This is a genomic window from Bacillus sp. ISL-18 (genome assembly GCF_018613415.1).
Classification (GTDB): domain Bacteria; phylum Bacillota; class Bacilli; order Bacillales; family Cytobacillaceae; genus Neobacillus.
Map to the genome: position 1 here is coordinate 23,926 of NZ_JAGGQG010000029.1, position 26,148 is coordinate 50,073.

A 26,148-nucleotide genomic window follows, 5' to 3' on the forward strand; every position below is an offset into this window, starting at 1 on the left:
ACCCATTTTTTGATGGTAGAGTCAGTTTTTTCTTTCTTTAATTAAAAAGCTGAGGCCCAGCCAGCGTCGGTTACTATAACCATTAAATTTTCTACATATACTTTATTTTACTCACTTCGAAAATTCAACTTTCTTCAGCAGGCTGCGTATTGTGGTGCTGTTCTATTATGGTCTTCTCTTGCTTAGGAGCTCCCTTTCTAGGCATTAATAAAGTCAAAAGGAAGGCGATGATGACCAAAATGACCGTGAAAATGTAGGCATCACTTGTGCCAAGTATAGAAGATTCCATCATTAGCTGAGATTTAGACAGCCCTTTACCAGAAAGAATGAGCTCAGTAGCATGACTTTTCGCTCTGGTTGTCATAATGGTGATCACCAGTGCAATTCCAATCGAACCCGCTACCTGGCGGACGGTGTTAGAAACAGCTGAACCGTGGGAATGCAGGTGTTTCGGAAGAGCATTTAGTCCTGCGGTTGTAATCGGCATCGTAATGAAAGACATACCAATTCGCAAGATGATAGTTCGAATTAGCAAATAACTATAACTAGTCGTTTCACTTAAATCGGTAACTCCCCATGAGGCCGCGATAATAAAGAGTAACCCGATTATTGCTAGCGGTTTTACCCCGAATTTATCGAATAACCTGCCGGTGATCGGAGACATGATTGCATTAATGAGAGCACCAGGCAGTAATAGCAGTCCCGTTTCAAGAACGGTATATCCTCTACTTGTTTGCAAGTAGATAGGCAATAAGATCATATCCGCATACATGACCATCGTCACCAAAATATTAACAATGGTGGTCATGGTGAACATTCTGATTCTGAAGACTCGGATATTTAACAATGGATTCTTCGAAGCCAGCTGCCGCCAGCAAAAGAGTATTAAAAATAATATACCTGCTGTTATGCAGCCCAAAACCAAAACACTTCCCCAGCCTTTGTCGCCTGCAATGCTGAATCCATAAAGCAATGCACCAAACCCTGCAGTAGACATAATAATACTGGTGATATCGAGATTTGGTTTAGAGGTTTCCGATACATTTACTAGATATTTTAAGGATAAAGCAATCACGATGGCGACCAGAGGGAACATGCCAATAAATAACCACCGCCATGAAAAGTGTTCAATAATGAATCCAGCTAAAGTCGGACCAATTGCTGGTGCAAAAATCATTACAAGTCCGAGCATTCCCATTGCCGTGCCCCGTTTTTCTTCGGGAAACACTGTAAGAGTAACGGTCATTAATAGAGGCATAATGATACCTGCTCCGGCAGCCTGAATTAGCCTTCCAGTTAATAAAAGAGCAAAGTTCGGGGCGATGGCGTTGATGAAGGTCCCCACAAGCAATAAAACCATTGAGCTAATAAAAAGCTGCCGAGTGGTAAAACGCTGCATTAAAAAGGCTGTTACCGGGATTAAGATTCCATTTACGAGCATAAAACCAGTTGACAGCCATTGAATGGTAGTGGCTGAGACCTCAAATTCCTTCATCAAATCAGGCAATACCACATTTAAAATCGTATGATTTAACACGGATAAAAATGAGCCTAACAATAAGACGAAAATTAGAGGCCCTTTTTTTATTGGTTTATTCATGAATGATTAAATTCCTTTCCCATTTGTTATTTAATTGACATGTTGTCGTTTAATTGATAGTGTATCAATAAATTAAATACTACCATGAGAATAGTGGTAAAACCATAAACACTTTTTGATTAAATGTAAACTAATCAACATTCTATAATGTGTTTGTCGATAAAGTTGGAAATTATAGACGAAGGACTGATAAGATGTCTAATCAAGAGAAGTTAAAGACCGATCCACGAATCAAACGGACAAAGAAAATGTTTAAAGAGGCACTCATCTCATTGATTCAGGAACATGAAGACGCAAGTAAATTGACAGTACAAATGATTGCGGACCGAGCCGAATTAAACCGGGCGACGTTCTACTTACACTATCACGATATTCACGATCTAATGGAGCAAATGATTGAGGAAGTATTCGAAGAGCTAAATGATACAATGAAATCTTCACCAGAGGGGCAACGGACCATGAAAGTTCAAACACCTCCGGGAAAGCTGGTCTCCTTTCTTGAGCATTTTTATCGAAATGCAAGACTCTACAATGTAATGCTCGAAAACAAGGACTTCCGCAAAAGAGTGTTTGGTATCTTGTTAGATATCGTCACTTATTCGGAAGTAAATCGCAGAGCAAAAGGGCAGTCGTTCCAATTGCCCAAAGAGATTCTTGTTGCCTCGTCACTTGGCATCATTACATGGTGGATACAAGAAGGGACCCCTTATAGCCCAAGTTACTTAGCAGAGCTTATTATGCAGAGGTTCAATAATTAACGGAAACCTTCATAGTTTGGAGACAACATTTTTTTCTGATGACCATTTCTTAAAAAAGAAAAAAGACGTATCGAACAATGGTTGGTTCGCACGTCTTTTTAATATCATATTTGTTTTTCAGATTAGCTCGAACCCATTAATAGGTGCCCCTTGATTTTCCAAACGTTAAGCTGGTTTGCCGCTTGATTCAAGCGGAGCTTTTCTTTTTTCTGCTAAATCAACGGTTAGTTGTAGTGTGCGTTTTTTGTTTAATGGATACAAGAATAGGATGATTAATCCTACTACAGCATAGCCGACTCCCATTATAATTGTATTAAGTGAGAAAATCCCATGAAGTGTACCTGCTGTTTGTGCTTTAAGCGTAGCATCGTATCCAACAGCGGAAAGGGCAAAACCACCAAGACCGCCAGCTACAGCTTGGCCTACTTTGCGTGAAAAGGAATAAATCGAATAGATCGTTCCATCTTCTCTTATGCCTGTTAATAGTTCCTGGTAATCAATACAGTCTGTTACAAATGCCCAAATTGCTGTATTGAAGAAACAAAGTGCAAAGTAAGCAAGAGATGAAAGAACAATAAATGTTGTTAGACTCATATTTGGCATGAAGTACATTGCAGTGTACACAACACCAGAAATCACCATCGATATTCCGGACATTTCTTTTTTTCCAAACTTTTTCGCTAATGGAGTGATTAAGGGTATAGCTACGAATGCTAGAACAGTTTGGACAGTGGTCATGATACTTAAGGTTGTGGCACTACCAAAGTAATCTTTCAGTAAGTACGTTTGAACAGTTCCTTGGAGCATGGTAACTACAAGTAAAACCAATGCAGCAAGCAGAAGCACCAACAATGCTTTATTTTTCAAAACACCTTTTAAGGTTTTTCCAAGGTTAACTTTTTCCTGAGTTTTAGTGTTCATTTCAATTCGTTCAGTTGATAATTTATAACATGCCATGTAGCAAGCAAGAGAAAGGATAGCAAAAATAACTGCCCCCATTAGAAAACGATTTGCATTTGCCTGATTATTAACAAAAAAGATAAATGGAGATGCAGCCCCAATGATTAACCAGGCAAAGTTTGCACCTGCTGTTCTCCAAGTGGCTAAACTTGTACGTTCATTCGGATTATCTGTCACCACAGATGCCATGGAGCCGTATGGAATATTGACTGTGCTATAAAGAGTTCCCCATAAAATATACGTAACGAATGCCCATGCTAAATGAAAACCATCTGATACACCTGGTATTTTCACAAACATCAATACACCTGAAATCACTAGCGGGATCGACATTCTTAAAATCCACGGTCTAAATTTACCATTTATCCCAGCTTTTCTAGAATCAATAAAACGTCCCCAAGTAACATCAGCCACCGCATCCCATAATCGGGCCGTTAGAAAGAGGACACCAACAGTTGCAGGGCTGATATGAAGAATATCCGTATAAAAAACCATTAAATAATAAGTTACGATTGCAAAGAAAAAATCATTGCCAAAATCTCCAAACATGTAGCCGATTTTGTCTTTTAATCCAAATTGTTGCATCAGTGTTACCCCCATTATTCTTAAATATGATAAGAATTCGTAAAACGCTTTCAGTTTTAGTAATATAAAGTTGGTTGAATTTAGAATTAGTCCTGTTTGCTGGTGTTCCAAAAAGCGTTAAAGTATTTACTGTAAAATCTCTTTCAAATCCTATTGAAAAAAGTACATTAACAGACCTTTCTAGAGAGATTTCAATTAATTAGTTAATTTATTAAACAAACCAATTGAAGATTCAAATTATCATCCATTACCTCCTTTATTCGAGTCTTTTTCTAAGGTGAAATGACCAAAATAACCCAAATTACCCAACCTTACTTAAACTTAAACTTGTTGTTGGCTTAACCGTTAATTGGTATCATTAACATATTCAAATAATAAGGATAATAAAGCGTTTTCACATCCAATTTTGTTGTTTTTTTTATAAAATTGAGACTTTGTAAAAAAAATAATTTTTCCATTCTTACTATGATCTAGATAATAATGTGGTAAATGATTCGAAAGGTGATTAAAATGGATGAACTTCTAAGTAAATGTTTGCTTATTAAAAATGCTTTTAATATAGATGTTCAGGTGTTTGATCATCAGTTTCAAACGATTTTTCACCTATCTAGTGATAATGAGCCGCTCATTTTGGTTGAAGCACGAAAAAGAATCTACTCTGATCTTCAACAAGCGCTAGAAAAGGCAAATAAAAATAGTTTTTGTTTTCATACAGATTCTTTTCAACTCTCGTATTTCGCGGTTGGTAACCAGAAAGAAGCACAGTTTACTGAAATTATTTTAGTTGGCCCTTTCTTAAATGAGCGGGTTAATGACTCATTTCTATGGAATATAATTAGGAACAATCGTCTTGAAAATACCTGGTTCAACCCTTTAGAAAAGTTTTATAAATCATTAGTCTATTTAGGACAATCATACCTAGCAGTCGGTGATATGTTAGTAAATCTAATAGTTAACCCGCATATTGACTCTCAATTTATTATGATGAATAACAGAGATAAGCGCGATCAGCCGTTGGTACAGCTAGAGGATTATGACCGGAAGGGCTTGGACATTAAACTAAGGTATGAGGCAGAAAAGAAGTTTTTACATTTTATTGAAACTGGGGATAAAGAGAGTGCCATGAAAGCATTGCCTGAATATACAGGTGATTTTTTATATAGAGTCCCAGGGAATCCATTAAGGGCAAAAAAAAATATTACCTTTTCGAGTAATACCCTGTATAGGATCGCTGCGGCTAAAGGAGGAGTTGAACCACAATATTTACATGCAATTTCCGATAAATTCGCGTTGAGGATTGAGGAGGCTGTGTCTATGTCGGAATTAGATACAGTGGAATTCAGTATGATAGAAGAATATTGTGAGGCGGTAAAGAACTTTGCAGTTAAAGGATATAGTCCTGTCGTAAGGAAAGCCTTAGTGCATATAAATCTCTACTTTAATGAACCTATTAATGTGCAAACTATAGCTGATGAAATTGGATTTAATCGAACTTATCTTGCAAAGAAATTTAAACAGGAAGTGCAAATAAGTGTGATTGATTATATTCATAAAAAGCGGATCGATGAGGCCATTTTTCTCATTGAACAAGGGCGGTTATCGATTACAGATATTGGTATCCAAGTAGGCTTTAGCAGCTATAATTATTTTTGTAAGGTATTCAAAGAAGTTACAGGAATGACAGCAACAGAATATAAAGGCAGTAAGAAAAGAGGCACATGATTAACTCATGGCCTCTTTTTGAATGTTAAGCAGGCATCTATTGGATACCTTTCCAATAAATATCCCATGTGATCTTTTGGGCTCTTTCGTAAGCTAGGCGTGTTTCATATACTAATTGAATATCTAGACCATCCAGCATCGTAACAAAAGCAATCGTACATTCTTCAGGACTTAATCTACTCTTATGCCGGGTAAAGCATAATCTTAGTACCTCTTTTAACGCTGTTAAGTACATCCGGAACTGTGAAAGTACAAAATCATGTACCTCTAGTGGTGTAATGAATGATAATGAGTACATTAAGGTAACATTAGGTTCTGTCAAAAAACGATTCTTATGTTCAGTAATAAAATCATACAACTGTTTTTCTAATGGTTCCTCTTTATGTTCTTCAAAATAGTGACGAACAAAGGTACATTCTTCTTCGATTACCTCTTTATACACTTCCATAAGTAACACTTTTTTTGTTGGATAGTGGTAAGAAAGGGATTGTTTGCGAATTCCAGCCTCTTCAGCGATTTGAGCCATTTTAGTTCCATCATAACCAAACTGGTTAAAATGTTTTATGGCGATTTTTTTAATCTGTTCTTTGCTCATATTACCTCCATTAGCGAAAAAGTGAATCCTTCTGATTTTTTGCAGCGGCTATCTGTCTATTTTTACTGGCAGTATAAATTATATAGATAAGTAGAAACAATAAATAAGCGATTATAGCTACGAAATATACTGACTGGTATGAAAATGCTTCTGCAACGAGACCAAGAATAAGTGAACCTCCTCCTAAACCAAAATCGAAGAAATTAAAAAAGGAGGCAATAGAATTTTCGCGTTCATATATTTCTACCATGCTTAAGCACCATGTTTGAAGTGCTGGAAAAATAGCCCCAAATCCTGAGCCATATAGGAATCCGGCTATAAGAAACTGGAGTTCATTATGTGCTAATAATAACACAATAACCCCCGCTATCGTAATCATTCCTGAGGGTATTAAAACTGCTCCGGGTCCATAACGGTCAAACATTTTTCCGGAAATCACCCGCACCACTAGACCACTCGCTGCGGAAAGAAAGAAAAACCATGCAACAAGGTGAAATCCTTTTTCTACTGCGTATAAAGCCGTAAAGGACATGACACCACCAGCAGCTATTCCTGTCATAAAGATAAGAATAGAAGGGAGCAATACTCGTTTTTCGACCCATTTGAATTTTGAAGGAGTATGGTTTTCAGTCCCGTTTTCATTACTAAACTCAGATTTTCTAGAAGTAAAACAGGCGAATAATATTGCTAAGAGAGAAATCGCCATAGCACTCCAAAACATGCCATTAAAATCAAAGGATTGTAACAGACTAACCCCTATTACCGGCCCTAGAGAGATAGCGATGGTCTCCCCAACACCAAAATAACCCATAGCTTCACCCATTCGCTCCTTAGGCATATTTTCAGCCGCAATGGTTGTAATATAGATGGTTGCTAATCCAAATCCAATCCCATGAATTAAACGAATAGCAAGAAGTGTCCAAAAATCTGACGCCAGGTAGTAAAACCCTGTTGAAAGTGCACAAATTGCCATCCCGAAAATCAGTAGATATTTTTTATTGAATCTGGTTGTGAGTATCCCAGAAAATGGGCGGACAAGAATAGCTGAAACTGTAAAAATCCCTGTGATCAGGCCAATTTGGGAAGCTTCACCTCCAATGCTTGATACAAACAAGGGCAAGGTGGGAAGCAACATTTCAAACGCCATAAACAGCAAGCCGTTTGCTGCCATAATAAAGAGGAAAGAGCGGGTCCATAAGCTTACTTTTACTTTTGTAGCTGAATCGATTTGGTCAGACATAAGAATCACCTCAAAATGATATATACTTTCAAATATAAAAAGTATTTTATCTGACGATGGTCAGATTGTAAATGATTATAAAAATATTTAAAACCAATACGCAATTTTATATAAAAGATAGCAATATTGGATGTGAAAACGTATTCAATATTGCTACTATAAATCTATATAATATTTAGGGTATCGAAAAATAAATAATGATTTTGCACTGGAAAACATTCTGTTTGTTAGGAAATCTATAAACTTGGTCATGGACTAACCTATTAATGTAGCATGTCAAGGAGTTAGATAGATGTTTTTATGAGTAGAAGGGTGATCTTCATGGAAATAGGCGTAGGTACTTATCTTAAGAAGATAAATAGAAGCTTGATTATTAGTAAAATTATAGAACATGGAAAGATTTCGAGGGCTGATTTATCTAATATTACTAACTTAACTAAAGCTACTATTTCTGTACAGGTAGCAAATCTACTAAAAGAAGAGATAATAGTTGAATCGCAGCAGGAGTATAACCATGTTGGAAGAAAGCCAATCATGCTATCTTTAAATGCGGATGCTGGTTATGCTTTAGGAGTTGATTTAGACTATCAAAATATAACTTTTGCTGTATCCGATATTCTGGGGAATCCAGTTCATTCTGAAAATTTAAATGTAGAAAACTCGAACTATAAAGAGATTCTTCAAATATTAATCGACCATATAAGCGAATATAAAGAAAAATATTCTAAAAGTCGATTTGGGATTGTTGGCGTAGTCATTGGAATTCATGGAACTGTGAAGAGTGACCAAACCATCGGCTTTGTTCCACAGCATCAATGGCATAACAAGGATTTAAAGGGCGACTTAGAGAAAAATTTAGATATGATGGTTTATATTGAAAATAATGCAAATTTATGTACATTTGCGGAAAAGGTCTTTAATTGCCATCGAAGTGAGAACTTAATCAATATCAGTATGTATTCTGGAATAGGCCTAGGATTTTTGATTAATGGTGAATTGGTAAAAGGATATCAGGGACATGCAGGTGAAATGGGCCACATGATCATTAATCCTAATGGGGAATTATGTAATTGTGGTAATTCCGGCTGCTGGGAGCTTTACACTTCAGAAGTCAGCTTTTTTAAACAATTATCTAAAAAACTAAATAAAGCCAAATTGACTTATAAAGAGCTTGAAAGTCTAATTGCTTTACGAGACCCAGTAGTTATGACTCAGATAGACGTGTTTATTAAGTATATCTCTATCGGTTTAAATAATATAATAAATATATTAAATCCTGATACAGTAGTGTTTAATAGTGAATTATTGCAATTATTTCCTGATGTTGAGAGTAAAATTAAAACAAACTTAAAATCCTCCATTAGTAATTATAAAGAATTCTTATTATCAAGGCTTGGGAGAAAAGCGTGTGTATTGGGCGCCTGTACCCTGGCAATTAAGAATTTCCTAGAAATAACTGATTTAAGCCTGCCATTTGAACAAAATGTCTTGGAACAGATTATTTAAAAAAAGCCATAAATTTGAGCCCCAAAATCTTTTGTGATTTTGGGGCTCAGTGCTTGTCAAACTTATAACAATAAAACGAGGGTCTGCTTTCGTTTTCCTTCTGAAATATTAAGCTCCAATTTTCCCTTTAATGACAACCTGTTTCGTGGTCTGCTTCCTATTTACGAGATAAATACTAGCCACAATTAGTACAATTCCTAAAAATAAGAGTTTCGTAAAGGGTTCGTTCAAAAATACAGTTCCTATGACAACTGCGAGCATTGGAACTAAAAATGTAAATGTTGCCACAACACTTGCGTCCCCTGTTTTCACAAGTATGACGTACAAAATCCATGATATCGCGATTCCGAGAATTGTACCAAATGAAAGCCCCCACAAAAAAGTATCATTCCAGACAATGCTAGTCCATTTTTCAGACGAAAGTCCGGCTATCATAAGAATACATCCCCCAATTAAACACTGGAAAGCAACCATCCAAAGAGTATCAACCGAGTGAGCATTTTTTTTGGTGTAAACCGTCCCTAACGCCCAGGAAAGGGCTGATAATAAACCGAATATAATACCTAAAATTGAGACATGGCCGGAAAATCCCTCTGCGCTGACAGAAATGACTCCAAGAAACCCTAGAAGCAGCCCCAATACTTTAGTTAGTGTCATCGATTCGCCTAACCATAGCCAAGCAAGAAGACCTACTAAAATAGGTTGAAAATAGACAATTACAGAGAATAAACCCGATGGTACTAATTTAAGCCCCTCTGTTTGCAGCCCATAGAACAACGCAATATTTAAAGTGCCGGTAACAACATATATTTTCCAATTCTTTCGCCATTGAATGCGGGCACGTGTTTTCCAAATGACTGCACCTAACAGCACTCCGCCAAACAAACACCGCATCCCTGCAAAAAGCAATGGAGGTGTAAATACCAATGCAAGTTTATAAATGGGCCAAGAAACACTCCAAATTATGATTAAGCCTGCCATCATTAAAAACCATTTTCCATTCATCAAAGCCCTTCTCCCTTATTAAACTAACTAACTGGCTCATAAACTTTGGAGCCAATGTCCTATCACTAAAAAAAACAATAACTTTCATAGAATACGCCCCTTGATAAAATATTTCAATTAAGAAATCTTGGATAAAATTTACCATGACTGTTAGATTCCCAAGAAGCATAGTTAAACTGCCACATAATTCAAATCATCGCCACTACAGGTGACCTCCTAATGTTTACCTCATTTCCTGATAGGGTATTTGATGATGTAGAAAAGGCAGATCCACTAAAATGCCTGCCTATTTCTATTCTTTTATTCAATCAATCAAGGAAATAATGTTTTTGACATTGATAACATCTTCTACAGGTATTTATAATAAATAGACAACCCAAAATGAAACGAGTGTTTATGTAATGACTATTTTAAAAAATGACTGGGCTCCTTTACTAGAACGGGAATTCACAGAAAGCTATTATCTGCGTTTGCGGCAAAAACTAAAGGAAGAATACCAAAATAAAGTAATTTATCCTGATAGAAATGATATATACAATGCACTTCATTTTACTTCCTTTGAGGATACAAAAGTGGTGATTATCGGACAGGATCCGTATCATGGAGAGGGACAGGCTCATGGACTTAGTTTTTCCGTCAAGCCAGGGGTGGGCATACCGCCTTCATTGAAAAATATTTATAAAGAATTGCATGATGATATAGGCTGCGAGGTACCAAATCATGGATCTCTAACGGATTGGACGGGGCAGGGAGTGCTGCTGCTTAATGCAGTGCTCACTGTACAGGCAGGAAAGCCCAACTCGCATAAAGGGATAGGCTGGGAAAAGTTTACTGATAGAATCATAGAAATTCTGAATGAACGAACGACACCTGTAGTCTTTATCTTGTGGGGAAGATTTGCCCAGCAAAAGCAACAGCTGATTACCTCACCAAGACATTTTATTATAAAATCACCGCATCCTAGTCCGTTTTCTGCCAACAGTGGTTTTTTTGGCAGCAAGCCTTTTTCCCGGACTAATGAGTTCTTACGCCAAACAGGGCAAAAGGAGATTGACTGGACAATCTCAAACATTTAGGTAAAAAGTCTAATGGTGTTTGTTTCTATGCAGATACGCCACAAACGTTTAGGCTATCTATAACAAATCTAATCAAAGAAATACCCTGAATGGTGTACATTCAGGGTATTTCAACATTTTAAATATTATTTAGATTGATCGTGTGGAACAGTGACAGTAACACTCTTAGTTGTTACATTACCAGCTTTATCTGTAGCCGAAAAAGTAATCGTGTAAACACGTCCGTTACCGTTTCCTAAACGATCTGCACGAAGATCGAAGGTAGCAGTAGAACCAGTAATGGCTGTATTCAATTTAGCGTTCTGAATATCATCAGCTTGAAGCTTCTCATTACTAGTAATGGAAGTTAACACAACTGAGTCAACTCCTGATGCGGTATCAGACGAACGAATAGTTGCGGTGACAGGCACCATTTTATGATTCGGTGACCAAATTGTCGTTTTATCTAGAGTAATAGTTAACCTTGGTGCTGTCTTGTCAATTTTGACCGTCGCTGTATGTTGCGCTTCGTTATTTCCAGCGTTGTCTACACTCCAATAAGTGATCTTATGGACACCCTCATCAGAAATAGTGATTGAATTTCCAGTTTGTTGGTCACCGTTATCAACTTTGTAGTACGTAGCTTTAACACCAGAACTATTATCAGTCGCTGAAAGATCAACCTTAACATCTTTATTAACCCAATCTGTAGGTGCATTATCAGCAGTGACGGGTGCGACGGTGTCAACAAGTGTTAGAACGCCAAACACTGAAGTATCTTGATATCCATTACCAGTTGTGTCGTTCCATGTAGCAGAACTTTGACGTGTACCATCTTTACCGTCATTGATCTGTACGTCAAAACCAATTTTTGAGTTGTGTTGTGGAGTAACCGTTTTGAACGGAATCTTCATTTCAACGACGTAGCTATTACCCGATAAATGGGTTGCCGATTTGAAACCATTGGCAATGCTTCCAGGGTTAAAGGAAGTCTCATTGTTAAAGTTTACTCGGTATTGTCCGTCTCCGTTTTCATAAGACGATGTCTTTGCATTGTTTTCATCCACGAAGACTTCGACTGAATCCTGCTCCCATGGATTAGGGCTTGATTTGTCGAGCGAGGAATCGCTCACCTGCGTTAAAATATACAGGTTTTCCTTATCCCAAAGGACCTTGGATACACCATTTGCCCCTTGCCATGCCTGTAGATAGTGGTTAACTGGAAGTTCGGGTGCGTTCTTCCAAATATCATCTACAGTTCCATCAATGGCAGGAGTACCGAATAAAGCGGTAGATTGTTTAGCGACTTTCACTTCAGGTGAATGTTCTGCGATAAATTTATCCGGATCTGTGACAGCATAGTAGGCAGGTTTCGCTTGCAAGTTTTTATCGAAAATAAGCGGATTTTGGGCAGCTCTCCAGCTTGTCGCATCATTTAATCCCCAGAAGGTAACGCGACCGATGTGAGATGCGTGATCTTTGTAAATCTTGAACAATTGCGCGTATAGATAAGCTTGATCATTCGCTTGCTTGTCGGTCAGTTGGCTGTTGCTTCCAGCGGTAACATCAAGCTCTGAAATGCTAACCTGAACACCTAAAGAAATAAATTTTTCCATGGACGCTTGAACGTTTGCAGGATTGGTGTTTAAGTTATAGTGCGATTGCATTCCGATACCGTCAATAAGAAGTTTTCCCGGGTGAGTTTGTGCATATTTGTTGTTGATATCTTTGACCATGTTATAAATGGCTTGAGCTTTGTTCTGATTATCTTCATTGTAATCGTTGTAATAAAGCTTAATATTCCAACCATGTGCGTCAACTACTTTTCTTGCTTCTAAGAAGGCCTGTTCAACGAAGTCCGGTCCAATCGCTTTATACCAACCGGATTGACGCAGGTTTGCTTGCCAATCTGCTGGATTTGTTATGCCATCATTGATCGCTTCGTTGACCACGTCCCAAGAAACGACCTTGTTACCGTAATGCTCAACGACTGTGTCAATATGTCTTCTTAAATTGGCTAATGCTACATCACGACTTAATGGCTGTCCATTGTCATCAGAATACAACCATGTTGGTGTCTGTTGGTGCCAAACAAGGACGTGACCATGTAATTTCAGGCCTGCTGCTGCAATTTTGTTAACGAGCGCGTCCTCATCGGTAAAGTCAAATTGTCTATTCGCATCATACACTCCATCTGGTTTCATTGCGTTTTCTGCTGTGACAATATTGAAATGCTTTTTGAGAAGGTCGCCTCTAACACCATCCAAGTCTGCTGATGATACAGCATTTCCGATCAAGAAATCATTCTTATAGACATCTTTTATCGGGGTTAAATCTTGGACTGTAACCGGAGCTGAACCAGTAGGTTCAAAGGTGATGTCGTCAATATAGAAAGATGCGGTAGCGTTATTTGAACTTTCTACATAAATTGTCAAATTTTCGTCGCCTGCAGTGGTATAACGATACGTTCCTTCTAGCTTAACCCAGCCGTCTGCTTTATTGATTGTTTTCCCTTGAAGGTTATTGTAGCTGGCAGCTCCGCCAGTTCCAACCTGTGTGGAAAGCTGAAGCTGTGAGCTTTCTGGTGAAATCAGCTTGACCCAAGCAGAAATCTTATATTCTTGTCCAAGATCAATGTATTTCGCAACATTTAAAGATGGACCATTCCAGGCTTGTGTTCTGCCCTCAACCTTAAGAGCATTAGAACCGCCAGAAGTATGGTTATCTTCATTGGTTACAGTTAGCGTTTCAGTACCAGCTCTGCCCACGAAGCCACCTGTTGTTTGATTTTCAAACGTAATTGGATTGAAGGTTTGCGCTGCTGGTCTTGTGACCACAGGAGTAGGGCTAGTTACCTTTTCCGTGATCAGGATATCTCCAATGTAGAACGGAACAGTTTTTCCTGCGTCGTTAGATTGAATACGCAGTGCGCTATCTTTGCTTGTATCAACGGTGTAATCTCCAGTTAACGTAAAAGCTTGTCCTGCTTTATAATCCGCTGCTACATACAAGCCATTATAGCTGTTTACATTCTGAAGCAAAGCTTGTGCACCTGCAAGAACACTTTCACTACCGTCAACGTACCCTTTGACTGTGATCGTATATTTTTTGCCGTTTACCATGCCGACTTTGCTGAAAGGGATATCTACGCTATCCCAGTTGTTCACTCTACCGCTTACAGAGATCGCTTTTCCATCAGCATTGCCGTCAAAAACCTTTCCGGAAACTGCTTCTATTTGCGGGTTGCCTGCTTTTGTTGCAACACCTAAACCATTTTCAAAGGTTTCGTGAAAAACCGTTTGCGTTTGGTCTCCGGTTGTTGGAGGAGTTGTTGGCTCAGGTGCCGGTCCGCCAACCCAGCCTGCAATTGTTGCTAAATCTGCATCTAATACATAGTAACGACCCTTTTCGTAATCCCCAGTACTAGGGGTACCAACCTTAAATGCATACTTGATGCCGTTGGTTTTAGCAACATCCTTTACAGTCGCATTAAAAGAACCATATGGATAGGCTAAAAGGACAGGAGCTTTGCCTGTTAAATCTTTTAAATAATTTTCCGCTGTTACAATTTCATCTGAAGCTTGCGCAGTCGTCATTGGACTAGTACCCGCAGCACCATTTCCCCAGATGTTTTGATCGTGAGTTTTGGAATGATTCTCAATGCTCACACTTGGTTCATTCAACAAACTTTTCAACTGGTCTAATGACATGCTGTAACCGCCGCCAATCCAGCTGCTGACAACAAACAGAACGGATTTCATGTTATATTGCTTCAGTACGGGAAGAGCAGTGGTAACGAAGTCAGGAGTAGCATCATCAAAGGTTAATAAAACAGCCTTCGCAGGAGCCGTTGCAGTTCCTTGCATGATGCTCACATATTCATCCGCTGATAGCGTGGTGTAACCATTGTCATGAAGGTACTTCATGGCCTGGTTAAAATGATCAATGCTTGTATCAGTCCATTGGTTGGTAGGAGTTTGAACAATTCGGTGATACAAAAGAACGGGTATATCTCCATTTGTCGCTGCCTTTGCAACATGTCCAATCCAGCCTGTCGGAATTACTAAAAAAGCTACAAGAAGTAATGAAATAAATCTTTTCAACTTTCCTATCATTTTCTACCCCCACAAAAGTTTTTTTCATAACAAATGAAGCGCTTATAAATGAAGGACTGCCCTCCTCTCATTCTCTTATTCTTTTATTCTAGCTTGGCACTCAAAACTTTTAACCACCAAAAACTAAAGATAATACTTAAGAAATTAAAGATACTTCTGGTTTGCGGGGGTGAGACACTTTATGTTTTGTGTTGCATTGAATAATGATGGAAAATACTTGAAGATGAGTTTCGATATTTTTACTTATGGGGATAATAAAAACACTGATCACAATAGGAGAGTAACAGGATGAATCTATTAATGACTATTTTAATCTTGCTGCTATGTTTATTAATATCAAATGTTATCAGCCATTATATACCGTTTATTCCGACAGCATTAACACAAATTGCCTTCGGTATAATGATTGCCCTACTATCAAGCAAATTAACACTTGAACTGGAAGCAGAGTGGTTTTTGCTGCTATTTGTAGCACCATTGTTATATAACGATGGGCGGCATTTTCCGCGGGATGAACTGTGGAAAATGAGAAGACCCATCCTTGCTAATGCCATTGTCCTTGTTTTGGTCACCACTATTGGCGGTGGCTATTTCATTCATTGGATGATTCCCAATATTCCCCTTCCAGCAGCTTTTGCACTGGCAGCGATTCTGTCTCCAACGGACCCTGTTGCAGTAAATGGAATTGCAAAACGAATCCATATACCAGAAAAGGTGTTAAATCTGGTTAGAGGAGAATCCCTCATTAATGATGCCTCTGGTTTGGTGGCATTTAATTATGCAGTTGCAGCTGTTGTAACGGGTTATTTTTCCTTAAAAGAGGCGATATTTGATTTCTCCTATATGTTCATTGTTGGGGCAGCCGCCGGTCTATTCCTAGGAATCCTGATTACTTGGGTCCGCTATCTATTAAGAAAACAAGGAATCATTGATGTGACATTTCATTCCTTATTACATCTCCTGACACCGTTTGTTATTTTTATCATTGCAGAAGAACTGCTGCATGCTTCTGGAGTGATTGCAGTTGTTGTTGCTGGAATTTTTCATTCACTTGTTAAAGAAAAAACAGAAACCTTCGTAGCCGAAGAGCAAGTATTGACAGAGGGGATCTGGTCAATTGTGTTATTTGTACTTAACGGTGTTGTCTTCCTTTTATTAGGATTAAACATACCAACATCGATGGAGGAGGCTGTCAGAAATCCCAATATAGGAAATGGGTTAATCATTAGTTATGTGATCGCGCTTGGATTTGTGATTCTTGGGATCCGTGCTATCTGGTCGTACTTTATTTCATATTATGAATATCATGAGGCAGGAACAAAGAATACACCGAAGCCCGATATAAAAACAGCACTAATCACTAGTTTAACAGGTGTTCGCGGAGCTGTGACAATGGCAGGCATACTTTCGATTCCTTTTACCAAGATAAACGGCGCGGCATTTCCGGAACGTTCCTTGCTTCTCTTTTTGGCAGCAGGGGTGATACTGTTTACCCTGCTTGCTGCTACAGTGTTTTTGCCATTTTTAAGTGAACGCGAAAAGATTGAAGGAACGGACAAGCATTACATAAGCATTCAAGAGGCAAAGCGAAAGATTTTGCTGGCAGCGATAAAGAAGATTAGAGAAGAAATAAACGAAGAAAATGAAGCCGCAGGATATGAGTTAATGACTGAATATAAACGAAAATTTCATCAAATCCAACCTAGTAAGAATGCGAGCTCAAAATATTCCCATGTCTTTCAACAACAGGTAACCGAAACTCGATTACTGGCACTAAAAGTGGAAAGAATCTATTTACATGAGCTTATGAGAAAAAAAGGGCTGGATGAGGAAGTATTTGCTACGTTTGAAAAAGCGCTGGATCATCGTGAAGAAGCGTTATCTAACAATGTTCGCTCGAGGTCCTTGTATCTTTTACGGGTAATAAAAAGAACATGGGGCCGCTTTTGGCTAAAATATCGAAAAGATAAAGAAGTAAGAGTCGCTAGATTACGTGTAAGCAGAGGAATTCAATTAAAATCCTTGCATGCCGCACTAAAATTTCTAGAAGAATATTCAAACAAATCAGATAAAATAACAGATGCTGTGAATCTGGTGATCCTCGATTACAAACGAATCATTGATCAATTAAAACAACGGGCTGCCCGTTATAATGAAAAAAGCGAAGAGCAAAAAGAAGAGCTGCGGCTGAGGGTCATGGATATCGAACGTGCAGAAATACATAGGATGTACGAGTTTGGTGAAATTGGCAGAGATCAAACAAAAGAACTTCGAAAATTCATAAACTACATTGAAAGTGTGACTTTATACGAACATGTGGAGTAACTTTCTAATAGGGAAAATACAAATTAGAACTAGTTAGCAAAGCAAATGGGTCTTAGGCACAAGTAAAATAATGAAATGGGATCATAGATCCTGTTTCTTTTTTTTGCCGGCTATACCTCCTCTAGCATGTAATAACAGAAGTCGACATTCTAACTAAATTATTCTACATTAAATTACAATTATATTACATTATCGACTAATTCATTGTTTTTAGTCCTTTCGGAATATAAACTAGGATTATATTAAGAATAGATTAAGAATGTATGAATGAATTATAGGTTACTAGAGGAGAACTAATTATGATAAAAAAATTAATAAAATATACCGTATCCGCTTCCATAATTGCGACAATGATTTCTGCTACACCTGCTTTTGCGAATCCAGTCACCCAAGGTCAAATCAATCAAACACAAAATCAAATTGATGACTTTGAAACAAAAGTTCAACAATTAGACGATCGAATTTCTATTGCAATTGAGAAAAGTCAAGAACTTAACAATCAAATTAAAACACAACAAGGGAAAATCGAAGAAACAAAGGGTGAAATCACAGCAGCCCAAAAGTCTCTGGATGCTCACAAAGAGGTCTACGCTGAAAGACTAAAAACTATTCAATTAGAAGGTAAACAGTCTGTAGCAACTTACGCAGAACTTTTGCTGTCATCTGATAACATTTCTGAGTTTTTAACTAGGTTTACTGCGATTTCTAGTATTATGCAAAGTGATACAGATTTGCTGAATGGTTTGAATGAAAAAGAACAAGCGTTAAAAAATGCTGAGGAAAAATTACATAATGAATTCGATCAATTAAAAGAGAGCCAAACTGAATTAGCTTCTGAACAACAAAAAATTGCAGAAGATAAAAAAGAAATTGAGCAAGAATTAGCAGATGCGAAAAATACATTACAAAATCAACAGGCACAATTGGCAGAACAAAAGGCTGAAGAAGCCCGCCAGATTGCACAACAAAAGGCTGAGGAAGCAGCTCGTCAGTTAGCCCAACAGCAAGCCCAACAACGTGCTCAACAAGCGCAACAGCATGCCCAACAAGCCCAACAACATTCCCAGAAGCCTGCTCGACAAACCGAGCAAGCACCTGAACAGCAAGCACCTGTAACGCAAGCGCCAGTAAGCAGCACGCCTGTTAAACCTGCACCAACGGCAGTCGCAGCCCCTCCAGTTAACTCTGGTTCGGCAAGTGCAGTTATTGCCTATGCAAAACAATTTTTGGGCACTCCGTATGTTTGGGGCGGGACAACACCAAGTGGATTTGATTGCTCGGGTTTCACCTCATATGTGTTTAGAAATGCAGCTGGCATTAATCTTCCAAGGGTAGCACGAGACCAGCAAGATGTTGGTACCAGAATTTCTCCTAGTCAAGTACAGCCGGGAGATTTGGTATTCAGAGGAAATCCAGCTTACCATGTTGGTATTTACATTGGAGGCGGACAATATATCCACGCGCCACAAACAGGTGACGTCGTAAAAATCGCAGCTTATAACCCGTCTAAATTTACTAGTGCAGCTAGAGTTTTACGTTAGGTTTAAATATATAGCTATAATCTAAAAACATCCTATTTACGAGAATAGGATGTTTTTTTTGTAAAACAGTAAATTTTATATTTACTCGTGAATAAATAGATTAAACACTGTTGTAAATAGGGTGTGAGATAATGTGACGATAATGTTCAAAAAGTGCCGAATATAGTTTATTATCAATTTGTTAAGTTAACAATATTGTTTAAATTAAAAATATATAGACAAATGTGTGTAAACAATATTAAAATTGTGTAAGAGCTTACATAATATTTTAAGGAGGATTGAAGGATTTGGAATTAATAATGAGAAACATGTTTCAATCACTTGGGAAAAACTCTTCCGCCAATAAACTTGCAAAGAAATATGGATTGCGTTTTGGGGCAAACCGTTTTGTAGCAGGTGAATCTATTAAATCTGCTATAGAGGCTGTTAAAAGGCTTAATAGCGAGGAGAAGGTTGTGACCTTAGACCATTTGGGTGAATTTGTTTATACCGAAGAAGAGGCACTCGAATCAGCAGCCATGTGTATTCAAACTTTGGATGCTATTAATGAAGCAGGCGTTAATTCAAATCTTTCCCTTAAGATGACTTCTCTTGGCCTTGATATTAGCAAAGAGCTGTGTATGAAAAATATGCGTAAAATTCTCGATCGTGCTAAACTCTATAATAATTTTGTACGAATTGATATGGAGGATTATGCACATTGCCAACTATCAATCGATATTTACAAAGAGCTTCGCAAGGAATATGACATTGTCGGCCTGGTCATCCAAGCTTATCTCTACAGGACCGAGCAGGATATAGCCGAGTTAAATATGCTGAATGCAAACTTACGCCTTGTAAAAGGAGCTTACAAAGAATCACCGACTGTAGCCTTTCCAGAGAAAACAGATGTGGATGAAAACTACAAAAAAATCATTAAGCAGCATCTACTGAATGGCAACTATACTGCCATCGCAACCCATGATGAAACAATGATTGAATATACCAAGTCAGTTGTTAAAGAGCATCAAATACCGAAAGAGCAATTCGAATTCCAAATGCTTTATGGAATTTGTGAAGATATTCAAACAAAACTAGTAAAAGAAGGCTTTAAAGTTCGAGTGTATGTACCATACGGGGTCGATTGGTTTGGCTATTTTATGAGACGTTTGGCAGAAAGACCTGCTAATGTTTGGTTTGTACTGAAAAATCTATTAAAATAACAATTTTGTATACAGAGGAGTCGAAAAATTATGACAACAACAATTCAGGTATCACCATTTAAAAACGAGCCTTTCACTGATTTTTCAATCGAGGAAAATAAACAATCCATGTATGCAGCTCTTGCAAAAGTTAAAAAGGAGCTTGGCAAAAAGTATCCGATAGTAATAGGAAATGAAAAAGTGTTTACCGAAGAGCAAACCGTTTCTATAAATCCTGGGAATTTCGATGAAATTATTGGAACTGTTAGTAAAGGGAATCAGGAGCTGGCTGAAAAGGCTATGCAGGAAGCTTTGAAAACATTTGAAACGTGGAAAAAAGTTGCCCCTGTCGAACGGGCAGAGTATTTATTCAAAGCAGCTGACTTAATGAGACAACGAAAGCATGAGTTTTCCTCCTACTTAGTATATGAATCAGGGAAAAATTGGGCTGAGGCTGATGCGGACACAGCTGAAGCCATTGATTTTATGGAGTTTTATGCGAGGGAAATGATTCGCTTGAGTGAAACAAGCATTCATCAACCTCTTACTAAAATTGAAGGAGAAGACAACCAAATATCTTACATCCCGCTGGGCGTGGGAATTGTCATATCTCCATTTAACTTCCCATTGGCCATCATGGCGGGTACTACCGTAGCCGCGATTGTATCTGGTAATACCGTTATTTTAAAGCCTGCAGATGCAACTCCTGTGATTGCAGCTAAATTTGTAGAATTAATGGAAGAGGTTGGACTACCTTCAGGTGTACTTAACTTTATGCCTGGGGATGGAATCGACGTGGGTGAATATTTGGTTGAACATCCAAAAACACGATTCATCTCGTTTACAGGCTCACGTGCTGTAGGTTGCCGTATTTATGAGCGGGCATCAAAGGTTCAGCCAGGCCAGTTGTGGTTAAAGCGTGTCATCGCCGAGATGGGTGGGAAAGACGGCGTTGTCGTTGATGAAACAGCTGACTTGGATGCAGCCGCGGCAGCAATCGTGGCTTCAGCTTATGGTTTTCAGGGACAAAAATGCTCGGCTGGATCTAGGGCGATTATCGTAGAATCGGTTTATGACCAAGTGGTAGAAAAAGTAGTAGAATTGACGAAGAACCTATCCATTGGTTTGCCGGAAGAGAACTGTTCAATTGGTCCAGTAATCGATCAGAAATCGGTCGATAAAATTATGGACTATATTGAAATTGGTAAAACGGAAGGCAGACTGCTTACTGGCGGTTCAAGAGCGGAAGGGAACGGATTTTATATTGAACCAACAATTTTTGCTGATGTTAATCCAAAAGCCCGTATCATGCAGGAGGAAATCTTTGGACCGGTTCTAGCGATTTCGAAAGCTGCTGATTGGAAGGAAGCCATTGAGATTTATAATGATACAGAGTATGGTTTAACAGGTGCCTACCATTCAAAGGATGAGGAAAGAATTAACTTTGCTCTTGAAAATATGCATTGTGGCAACTTGTATATCAATAAAAAGTGTACGGGTGCATTAGTGGGAGCACACCCGTTTGGCGGTTTTAATATGTCAGGAACGGATTCAAAAGCAGGCGGATACGATTACTTACTGTTATTTACTCAAGCTAAGTTAAAATCTAAAAAACTATCATAACCAAAAGGATCGGAGAGCCCCCTCTTGAGGGGGCTCTCCCGGGAAATTGAACCAAGTGTATCTTCTATGGATGTAATCGTGTTATTATGGGGTAATACGGAAAATGGGGGATGAAGATTGAATACTCAGATACTTATTTCAATTGGTATTTATATGGTGGGAATGCTGTTAATTGGTTATTTCGCCTACAAACGAACTTCTAATCTATCAGATTATATGATTGGTGGAAGAGGCCTGGGAGCGGCAGTTACGGCATTAAGTGCCGGTGCATCTGATATGAGCGGATGGCTGCTAATGGGATTGCCTGGTGCGATGTTTACCCAAGGTTTGAGTGCATCCTGGATTGCCATCGGTCTGACAATAGGCGCATATTTAAACTGGCTGTACGTGGCTCCAAGACTGCGAATTTATACGGAAACCGCTAATAATTCAATGACGATACCAGCCTATTTGGAAAATCGTTTTGGGGATAACTCGTCAATACTGCGGTTAACTTCCGGACTTGTTATTATTGTATTCTTTACCTTCTATGTTTCTTCTGGAATGGTATCAGGCGGGGTTCTTTTTGAGTCAACTTTCAATCTTAACTATCAGGCAGGTCTTTGGATAATAGCTGCTGTTGTCATTGGCTATACTTTATTCGGCGGATTTTTAGCGGTTAGTTGGACCGACTTTGTCCAAGGAATAATCATGGTGATTGCTCTTATTCTTGTTCCCGCTGTCACTATAATTCAAGTAGGCGGATTTGACTCGGCATTTGGTGAGATCAAAGGGATCGATCCTAAATTATTTGATATTTTTAAAGGGACTTCATTGCTCGGGATTATTTCTTTAATGGCATGGGGGTTAGGTTACTTTGGACAACCTCATATCATTGTTCGTTTTATGGCAATCTCATCCGTAAAAGAGATTAAGAAAGCTCGGAAAATAGGTATGGGATGGATGATTTTCTCTGTCGGTGGCGCGATGTTTACTGGGTTTATTGGCTTAGCTTATTATTCAAAGCAAGGACTTAATCTATCAGATCCAGAAACAATTTTTATTAAATTAAGCGGTATTCTTTTCCATCCACTCATTACTGGTTTTTTGTTAGCGGCATTATTAGCTGCCGTCATGAGTACGATTTCTTCGCAACTTTTGGTTACGGCAAGCTCGCTGACAGAAGATGTCTATAAGACTTTTTTCCGCAGGTCAGCAACAGACAAAGAGCTGTTGCTTGTAAGCAGACTTTCCGTCCTTGTTGTTTCCTTTATAGCTGTATTACTGGCCTTTAATAAAAATGGCACTATTCTCTCCCTTGTTGCTTATGCATGGGCAGGCTTTGGAGCAGCTTTTGGGCCTGTTATTCTGTTGAGCCTTTACTGGAAACGGATGAATCGGTGGGGGGCTCTTGCCGGTATGGTTGCAGGAGCGGTTACTGTAATTGTTTGGGCGAATGTTCCCGTATTGGCAAAAAGTCTTTATGAGATTATTCCAGGGTTCATTGTTGGGTTGGCCGCTATCTGGTTAGTCAGTTTAGTTACACCGGAACCGAGTGACCAGTTAAAGAAAGAATTTGATCAATACAAACAATCAGCATAATTGTTAAGTTGCAAGAGATATTTCTGATTTTGATTGTTTAGTCAAAATTCTTGATTAAGTTGGCGGGGAAGTATTCAGTAATTCCATTTAAAAAAGCTGAAGCCCGTACCATACGGGTTCAGCTTTTTTGTACTTAATCTAAGCTTTGGTGATTGATAATCAGGCGCCTTATTATATCTAACAAAGATAAACTCGTTGTTAAAAATTCAGATAAAATCAGTTATTATAATAATGTTTTTGCTTTATAGGTGTTGAAGCATTCTTGATGCGATTAAGTGGATAAAGCGTTTTATTTTGTGTTAAAGTGAAAGAAAAGCGAGAAAGGATTATAGTATGTTCAAAAGTGCACAATATCAATTAGATTACTCCTTTACAATTGTAAATGATCGTACACCGTTAACTGAAATTAAAAAGAAACTGAACGAGTATAATTTTGTCGTTGTTGCAGATGGAGCATACTTTATCATTAATAACTATGAATATAACCTGATGGCTTTAGGGAACGATTCTAAGCCTATTATTGACTGGCTTCGGCATCTCAAATGGCTGCCTTCAACAGTAGTTTTAGCTGATAAAGGTCTCCCGTCGGAAGTGGACTGGAGAAGGCCAGTCCTTTTTAAAAATGAAGGGGGATACATTGGAATCCTAACATCAGGAAAGGAAATTAAAAAACTTAATGAAGAGAATAACAAGATTGCAGCTTATTTTGAAACCTTGGCTGAGACTATAAGTGATTCTGTTACGGCAGTGGATGAATCAGGAAATGTTGTTTACTGGAATACAACAGCAGAAGAGACATACAAGATTAAAAAGGAATTTATCCTGGGTAAGAAAATTGGTGAGCACTTTAATGATGACTCGGTTATTCTTCATCGAATTCTGAATGAAGGGCGGTTTGTAAGGGGAGAGTACCATCGTCCAAATAAAGATACGCATGTTCTAATAAATGCCTTACCGATTATAATTGAAAATAAAATTATCGGCGGTGTCGCTACAGAACATAATATTACCAATATTATTCGGCTTAATGAAGAGTTGGACTCAAACTCATCTTTACTCGTCCCTAAAACAAATCCGTTTTCCACAATGGTAACGGGAAGTGCGAGATTTCAAGAGTCATTGAAAATTGCGCAAAAGGTAGCGCATGCCGACATACCGATCCATATAACAGGGGAACCTGGTTCAGGCAAGGAAATGTTAGCACAAGCGATTCACTATGGTGGAGCAAAAGCAGATGGAGCTTTTATCACTTTAAATTGTGCGGTTATTCCTGCGGCCATATTAGAAATTGAACTTTTTGGTTTTCAAAAGGTTACCGACACCTCCGAACAGCAAACTTTGCAAATTGGAAGGATTGAACAGGCGTCTAATGGTACGTTATTTATTGAAGATGTTGATAAAATGCCGCTATCCATCCAAGGAAAGCTGCTGGAATACCTAGTCGACCATAGTTTCAACAGGGTTGGAGGGGTAAAGAAGATTGCATCTAGTACCCGGATCATAACGTCCACCTCGGAACCCATTGATTTGCTGCTAAGGGAAGGGAGTTTAAATGAGAAGCTCTACTTCCATCTATCAGTAATTACAATCGATATCCCTCCGCTTCGGGCCAGAAAAGAGGATATTGTCACATTGGTTGATAAATTTATCAATGAGTTTAGTGCTAAATATAAAAAAATGGTTCCAGAGGTTCATCCCGAAACGATGCTCCACATAGTGAACTATGATTGGCCTGGGAATGTGCGTGAAATCAGGAATACCATTGAAAGAATCGTTCTATTGAATGACAAGCCAATTATTACAAGTGAACAATTGCCTGAGAACATAAAGAGCAAAATTATAATCAATCATAACGAGGGAAAAGGTGCGGAAAACACCTCTTCCGAAGTTTCCTCAAAGAATGCGGAAGCGTTGCAAATAGAAGAGGCATTAAGAAAAACATATGGAAATAAGAGCGCCGCGGCTAGTTTACTCGGTATTTCACGGGGGACTCTTTATAACAAAATAAAAGAATATGGTTTAAGTTGAGCTATTCTATTAAACACCAACATGTGTGTATTTTTAAACCTCACGCTTTATAAAAGAGGAGGAAAAAATTCATGGGGCTACCAATAAATTTGATACAGATAAGAGCAGTAGTTTTAGCTGCTGGTGTTTCCTCTAGAATGGGGAAATTTAAGCCTTTGCTTCCGATTGATGGAAAACCTATGCTTGAGATTGTTTTAACAAAGGTTTTATCGTTTCCATTTCAAGAAGTCATGGCAGTTGTTGGGTATAAAGGACAGGAACTAAAAGAAGCTATAAATCTTGAAGATGATCGATTCAATTGGATCACAAATGAACAATTCTTAGAAGGGTTAAGTAGTTCTATAAAAGCAGCAATCGGTTTTGGTAATAATGAAACAAGTGGTGTTTTAGTTTTCTTGGGTGACCAGCCCTTTTTAAGGATATCGACAATCGACCAAATTCTCAAAGTTATTATAGAAAAGGGACTAGCTCAATCCAAATTTATTGTTCAACCAACCTACAATGGAGCACCGGGGCATCCTGTTTTTATTTCTGCCTCAATGATCCCTTATTTAAAAACAATCACCGGTGACCAGGGGGCGAAACCGATTTTTAAATTTGCTGATCAACATATTTACGTACCGATAGATGATGAATGGACGATTTTGGATGTGGATACGAAACATGATTATCAAAAACTAGTTAACCATTCTATATGAAGCTGCTCTCTCCAGGGAGCTGCTTTTTTA

At 38.4% G+C, this 26,148-nt stretch carries 17 protein-coding genes; 11 read left to right on the forward strand and 6 right to left on the reverse strand.

Features of this window, described 5'->3' with window-relative positions; all coding sequences use genetic code 11:
- Window positions 1-124: 124 nt before the first annotated feature.
- The gene (locus tag J7E81_RS27440; protein ID WP_215047349.1) at window positions 125-1,600 is read right to left on the reverse strand and encodes a DHA2 family efflux MFS transporter permease subunit; all 1,476 of its coding nucleotides are present in this window, start codon (window positions 1,598-1,600) and stop codon (window positions 125-127) included.
- 194 nt (window positions 1,601-1,794) lie between these two features.
- On the opposite strand from J7E81_RS27440, the gene J7E81_RS27445 reads away from it, so the two are divergent.
- Window positions 1,795-2,358, forward strand: a complete 564-nt coding sequence (locus tag J7E81_RS27445) for a TetR/AcrR family transcriptional regulator (protein ID WP_215047350.1) — start codon at window positions 1,795-1,797, stop codon at window positions 2,356-2,358.
- A gap of 165 nt (window positions 2,359-2,523) precedes the next feature.
- Here J7E81_RS27445 and J7E81_RS27450 read toward each other — a convergent pair whose 3' ends face one another.
- The gene (locus J7E81_RS27450; protein ID WP_251028919.1) at window positions 2,524-3,903 is read right to left on the reverse strand and encodes an MFS transporter; all 1,380 of its coding nucleotides are present in this window, start codon (window positions 3,901-3,903) and stop codon (window positions 2,524-2,526) included.
- Between the two features lie 510 nt (window positions 3,904-4,413).
- On the opposite strand from J7E81_RS27450, the gene J7E81_RS27455 reads away from it, so the two are divergent.
- Window positions 4,414-5,625: an AraC family transcriptional regulator gene (locus tag J7E81_RS27455; protein ID WP_215047352.1), complete on the forward strand. Its 1,212-nt coding sequence runs from the start codon at window positions 4,414-4,416 to the stop codon at window positions 5,623-5,625.
- A 37-nt stretch (window positions 5,626-5,662) separates the two neighbouring features.
- Here the strand turns inward: J7E81_RS27455 and J7E81_RS27460 are convergent, their stop codons facing one another.
- A complete protein-coding gene (locus J7E81_RS27460) occupies window positions 5,663-6,220 on the reverse strand; it encodes a TetR/AcrR family transcriptional regulator (protein ID WP_215047353.1) in 558 nt (185 codons plus the stop codon).
- Between the two features lie 10 nt (window positions 6,221-6,230).
- Complete coding sequence (locus J7E81_RS27465; protein ID WP_215047354.1) at window positions 6,231-7,460, reverse strand: MFS transporter; 1,230 nt, start codon at window positions 7,458-7,460, stop codon at window positions 6,231-6,233.
- A gap of 321 nt (window positions 7,461-7,781) precedes the next feature.
- Here J7E81_RS27465 and J7E81_RS27470 point away from each other — a divergent pair, with 321 nt between their 5' ends.
- Window positions 7,782-8,966, forward strand: coding sequence for an ROK family protein (locus J7E81_RS27470; RefSeq protein WP_215047355.1), 1,185 nt, complete (start codon window positions 7,782-7,784; stop codon window positions 8,964-8,966).
- A 108-nt stretch (window positions 8,967-9,074) separates the two neighbouring features.
- On the opposite strand, the gene J7E81_RS27475 is transcribed toward J7E81_RS27470, so the two are convergent.
- On the reverse strand, window positions 9,075-9,971 hold the full coding sequence (locus J7E81_RS27475) for a DMT family transporter (RefSeq protein WP_215047356.1): 897 nt from the start codon (window positions 9,969-9,971) through the stop codon (window positions 9,075-9,077).
- 401 nt (window positions 9,972-10,372) lie between these two features.
- On the opposite strand from J7E81_RS27475, the gene J7E81_RS27480 reads away from it, so the two are divergent.
- A complete protein-coding gene (locus tag J7E81_RS27480) occupies window positions 10,373-11,047 on the forward strand; it encodes a uracil-DNA glycosylase (RefSeq protein ID WP_215047357.1) in 675 nt (224 codons plus the stop codon).
- A gap of 125 nt (window positions 11,048-11,172) precedes the next feature.
- Here the strand turns inward: J7E81_RS27480 and J7E81_RS27485 are convergent, their stop codons facing one another.
- Complete coding sequence (locus J7E81_RS27485; RefSeq protein WP_215047358.1) at window positions 11,173-15,141, reverse strand: endo-1,4-beta-xylanase; 3,969 nt, start codon at window positions 15,139-15,141, stop codon at window positions 11,173-11,175.
- A gap of 288 nt (window positions 15,142-15,429) precedes the next feature.
- Between J7E81_RS27485 and J7E81_RS27490 the strand changes: the two genes are divergently transcribed.
- From J7E81_RS27490 to J7E81_RS27520, 7 genes are all read left to right on the forward strand, one after another.
- Window positions 15,430-17,466 (forward strand): Na+/H+ antiporter, encoded by a 2,037-nt coding sequence (locus J7E81_RS27490; protein WP_215047359.1) that lies wholly within the window; start codon window positions 15,430-15,432, stop codon window positions 17,464-17,466.
- Window positions 17,467-17,765: 299 nt separating this feature from the next.
- Window positions 17,766-19,007: a C40 family peptidase gene (locus tag J7E81_RS27495; RefSeq protein ID WP_215047360.1), complete on the forward strand. Its 1,242-nt coding sequence runs from the start codon at window positions 17,766-17,768 to the stop codon at window positions 19,005-19,007.
- 287 nt (window positions 19,008-19,294) lie between these two features.
- Entirely contained in the window at window positions 19,295-20,209 is a 915-nt protein-coding gene (locus J7E81_RS27500) for a proline dehydrogenase (protein ID WP_285292062.1), read from the forward strand.
- Between the two features lie 30 nt (window positions 20,210-20,239).
- Window positions 20,240-21,811 carry an L-glutamate gamma-semialdehyde dehydrogenase gene (gene pruA, locus J7E81_RS27505; protein ID WP_215047361.1) on the forward strand — a complete coding sequence of 524 codons (1,572 nt, stop codon included), beginning with the start codon at window positions 20,240-20,242 and terminating at the stop codon, window positions 21,809-21,811.
- A 117-nt stretch (window positions 21,812-21,928) separates the two neighbouring features.
- On the forward strand, window positions 21,929-23,392 hold the full coding sequence (gene putP, locus J7E81_RS27510) for a sodium/proline symporter PutP (RefSeq protein WP_215047362.1): 1,464 nt from the start codon (window positions 21,929-21,931) through the stop codon (window positions 23,390-23,392).
- A 333-nt stretch (window positions 23,393-23,725) separates the two neighbouring features.
- The gene (locus tag J7E81_RS27515; protein WP_215047363.1) at window positions 23,726-25,420 is read left to right on the forward strand and encodes a sigma-54 interaction domain-containing protein; all 1,695 of its coding nucleotides are present in this window, start codon (window positions 23,726-23,728) and stop codon (window positions 25,418-25,420) included.
- Between the two features lie 71 nt (window positions 25,421-25,491).
- Entirely contained in the window at window positions 25,492-26,118 is a 627-nt protein-coding gene (locus tag J7E81_RS27520; RefSeq protein ID WP_215047364.1) for a nucleotidyltransferase family protein, read from the forward strand.
- The last annotated feature ends 30 nt before the right edge of the window (window positions 26,119-26,148 follow it).

Coding starts and splice junctions, on each gene's coding strand:
- J7E81_RS27520 (WP_215047364.1), top strand. CDS start 25,492: ATGGGGCTACCAATAAATTTGATACAGATAAGAGCAGTAGTTTTAGCT.
- J7E81_RS27495 (WP_215047360.1), top strand. CDS start 17,766: ATGATAAAAAAATTAATAAAATATACCGTATCCGCTTCCATAATTGCG.
- pruA (WP_215047361.1), top strand. CDS start 20,240: ATGACAACAACAATTCAGGTATCACCATTTAAAAACGAGCCTTTCACT.
- J7E81_RS27490 (WP_215047359.1), top strand. CDS start 15,430: ATGAATCTATTAATGACTATTTTAATCTTGCTGCTATGTTTATTAATA.
- J7E81_RS27515 (WP_215047363.1), top strand. CDS start 23,726: ATGTTCAAAAGTGCACAATATCAATTAGATTACTCCTTTACAATTGTA.
- J7E81_RS27440 (WP_215047349.1), bottom strand. CDS start 1,600: ATGAATAAACCAATAAAAAAAGGGCCTCTAATTTTCGTCTTATTGTTA.
- J7E81_RS27450 (WP_251028919.1), bottom strand. CDS start 3,903: ATGCAACAATTTGGATTAAAAGACAAAATCGGCTACATGTTTGGAGAT.
- J7E81_RS27475 (WP_215047356.1), bottom strand. CDS start 9,971: ATGAATGGAAAATGGTTTTTAATGATGGCAGGCTTAATCATAATTTGG.
- J7E81_RS27455 (WP_215047352.1), top strand. CDS start 4,414: ATGGATGAACTTCTAAGTAAATGTTTGCTTATTAAAAATGCTTTTAAT.
- J7E81_RS27470 (WP_215047355.1), top strand. CDS start 7,782: ATGGAAATAGGCGTAGGTACTTATCTTAAGAAGATAAATAGAAGCTTG.
- J7E81_RS27445 (WP_215047350.1), top strand. CDS start 1,795: ATGTCTAATCAAGAGAAGTTAAAGACCGATCCACGAATCAAACGGACA.
- J7E81_RS27465 (WP_215047354.1), bottom strand. CDS start 7,460: ATGTCTGACCAAATCGATTCAGCTACAAAAGTAAAAGTAAGCTTATGG.
- J7E81_RS27460 (WP_215047353.1), bottom strand. CDS start 6,220: ATGAGCAAAGAACAGATTAAAAAAATCGCCATAAAACATTTTAACCAG.
- J7E81_RS27485 (WP_215047358.1), bottom strand. CDS start 15,141: ATGATAGGAAAGTTGAAAAGATTTATTTCATTACTTCTTGTAGCTTTT.
- J7E81_RS27480 (WP_215047357.1), top strand. CDS start 10,373: ATGACTATTTTAAAAAATGACTGGGCTCCTTTACTAGAACGGGAATTC.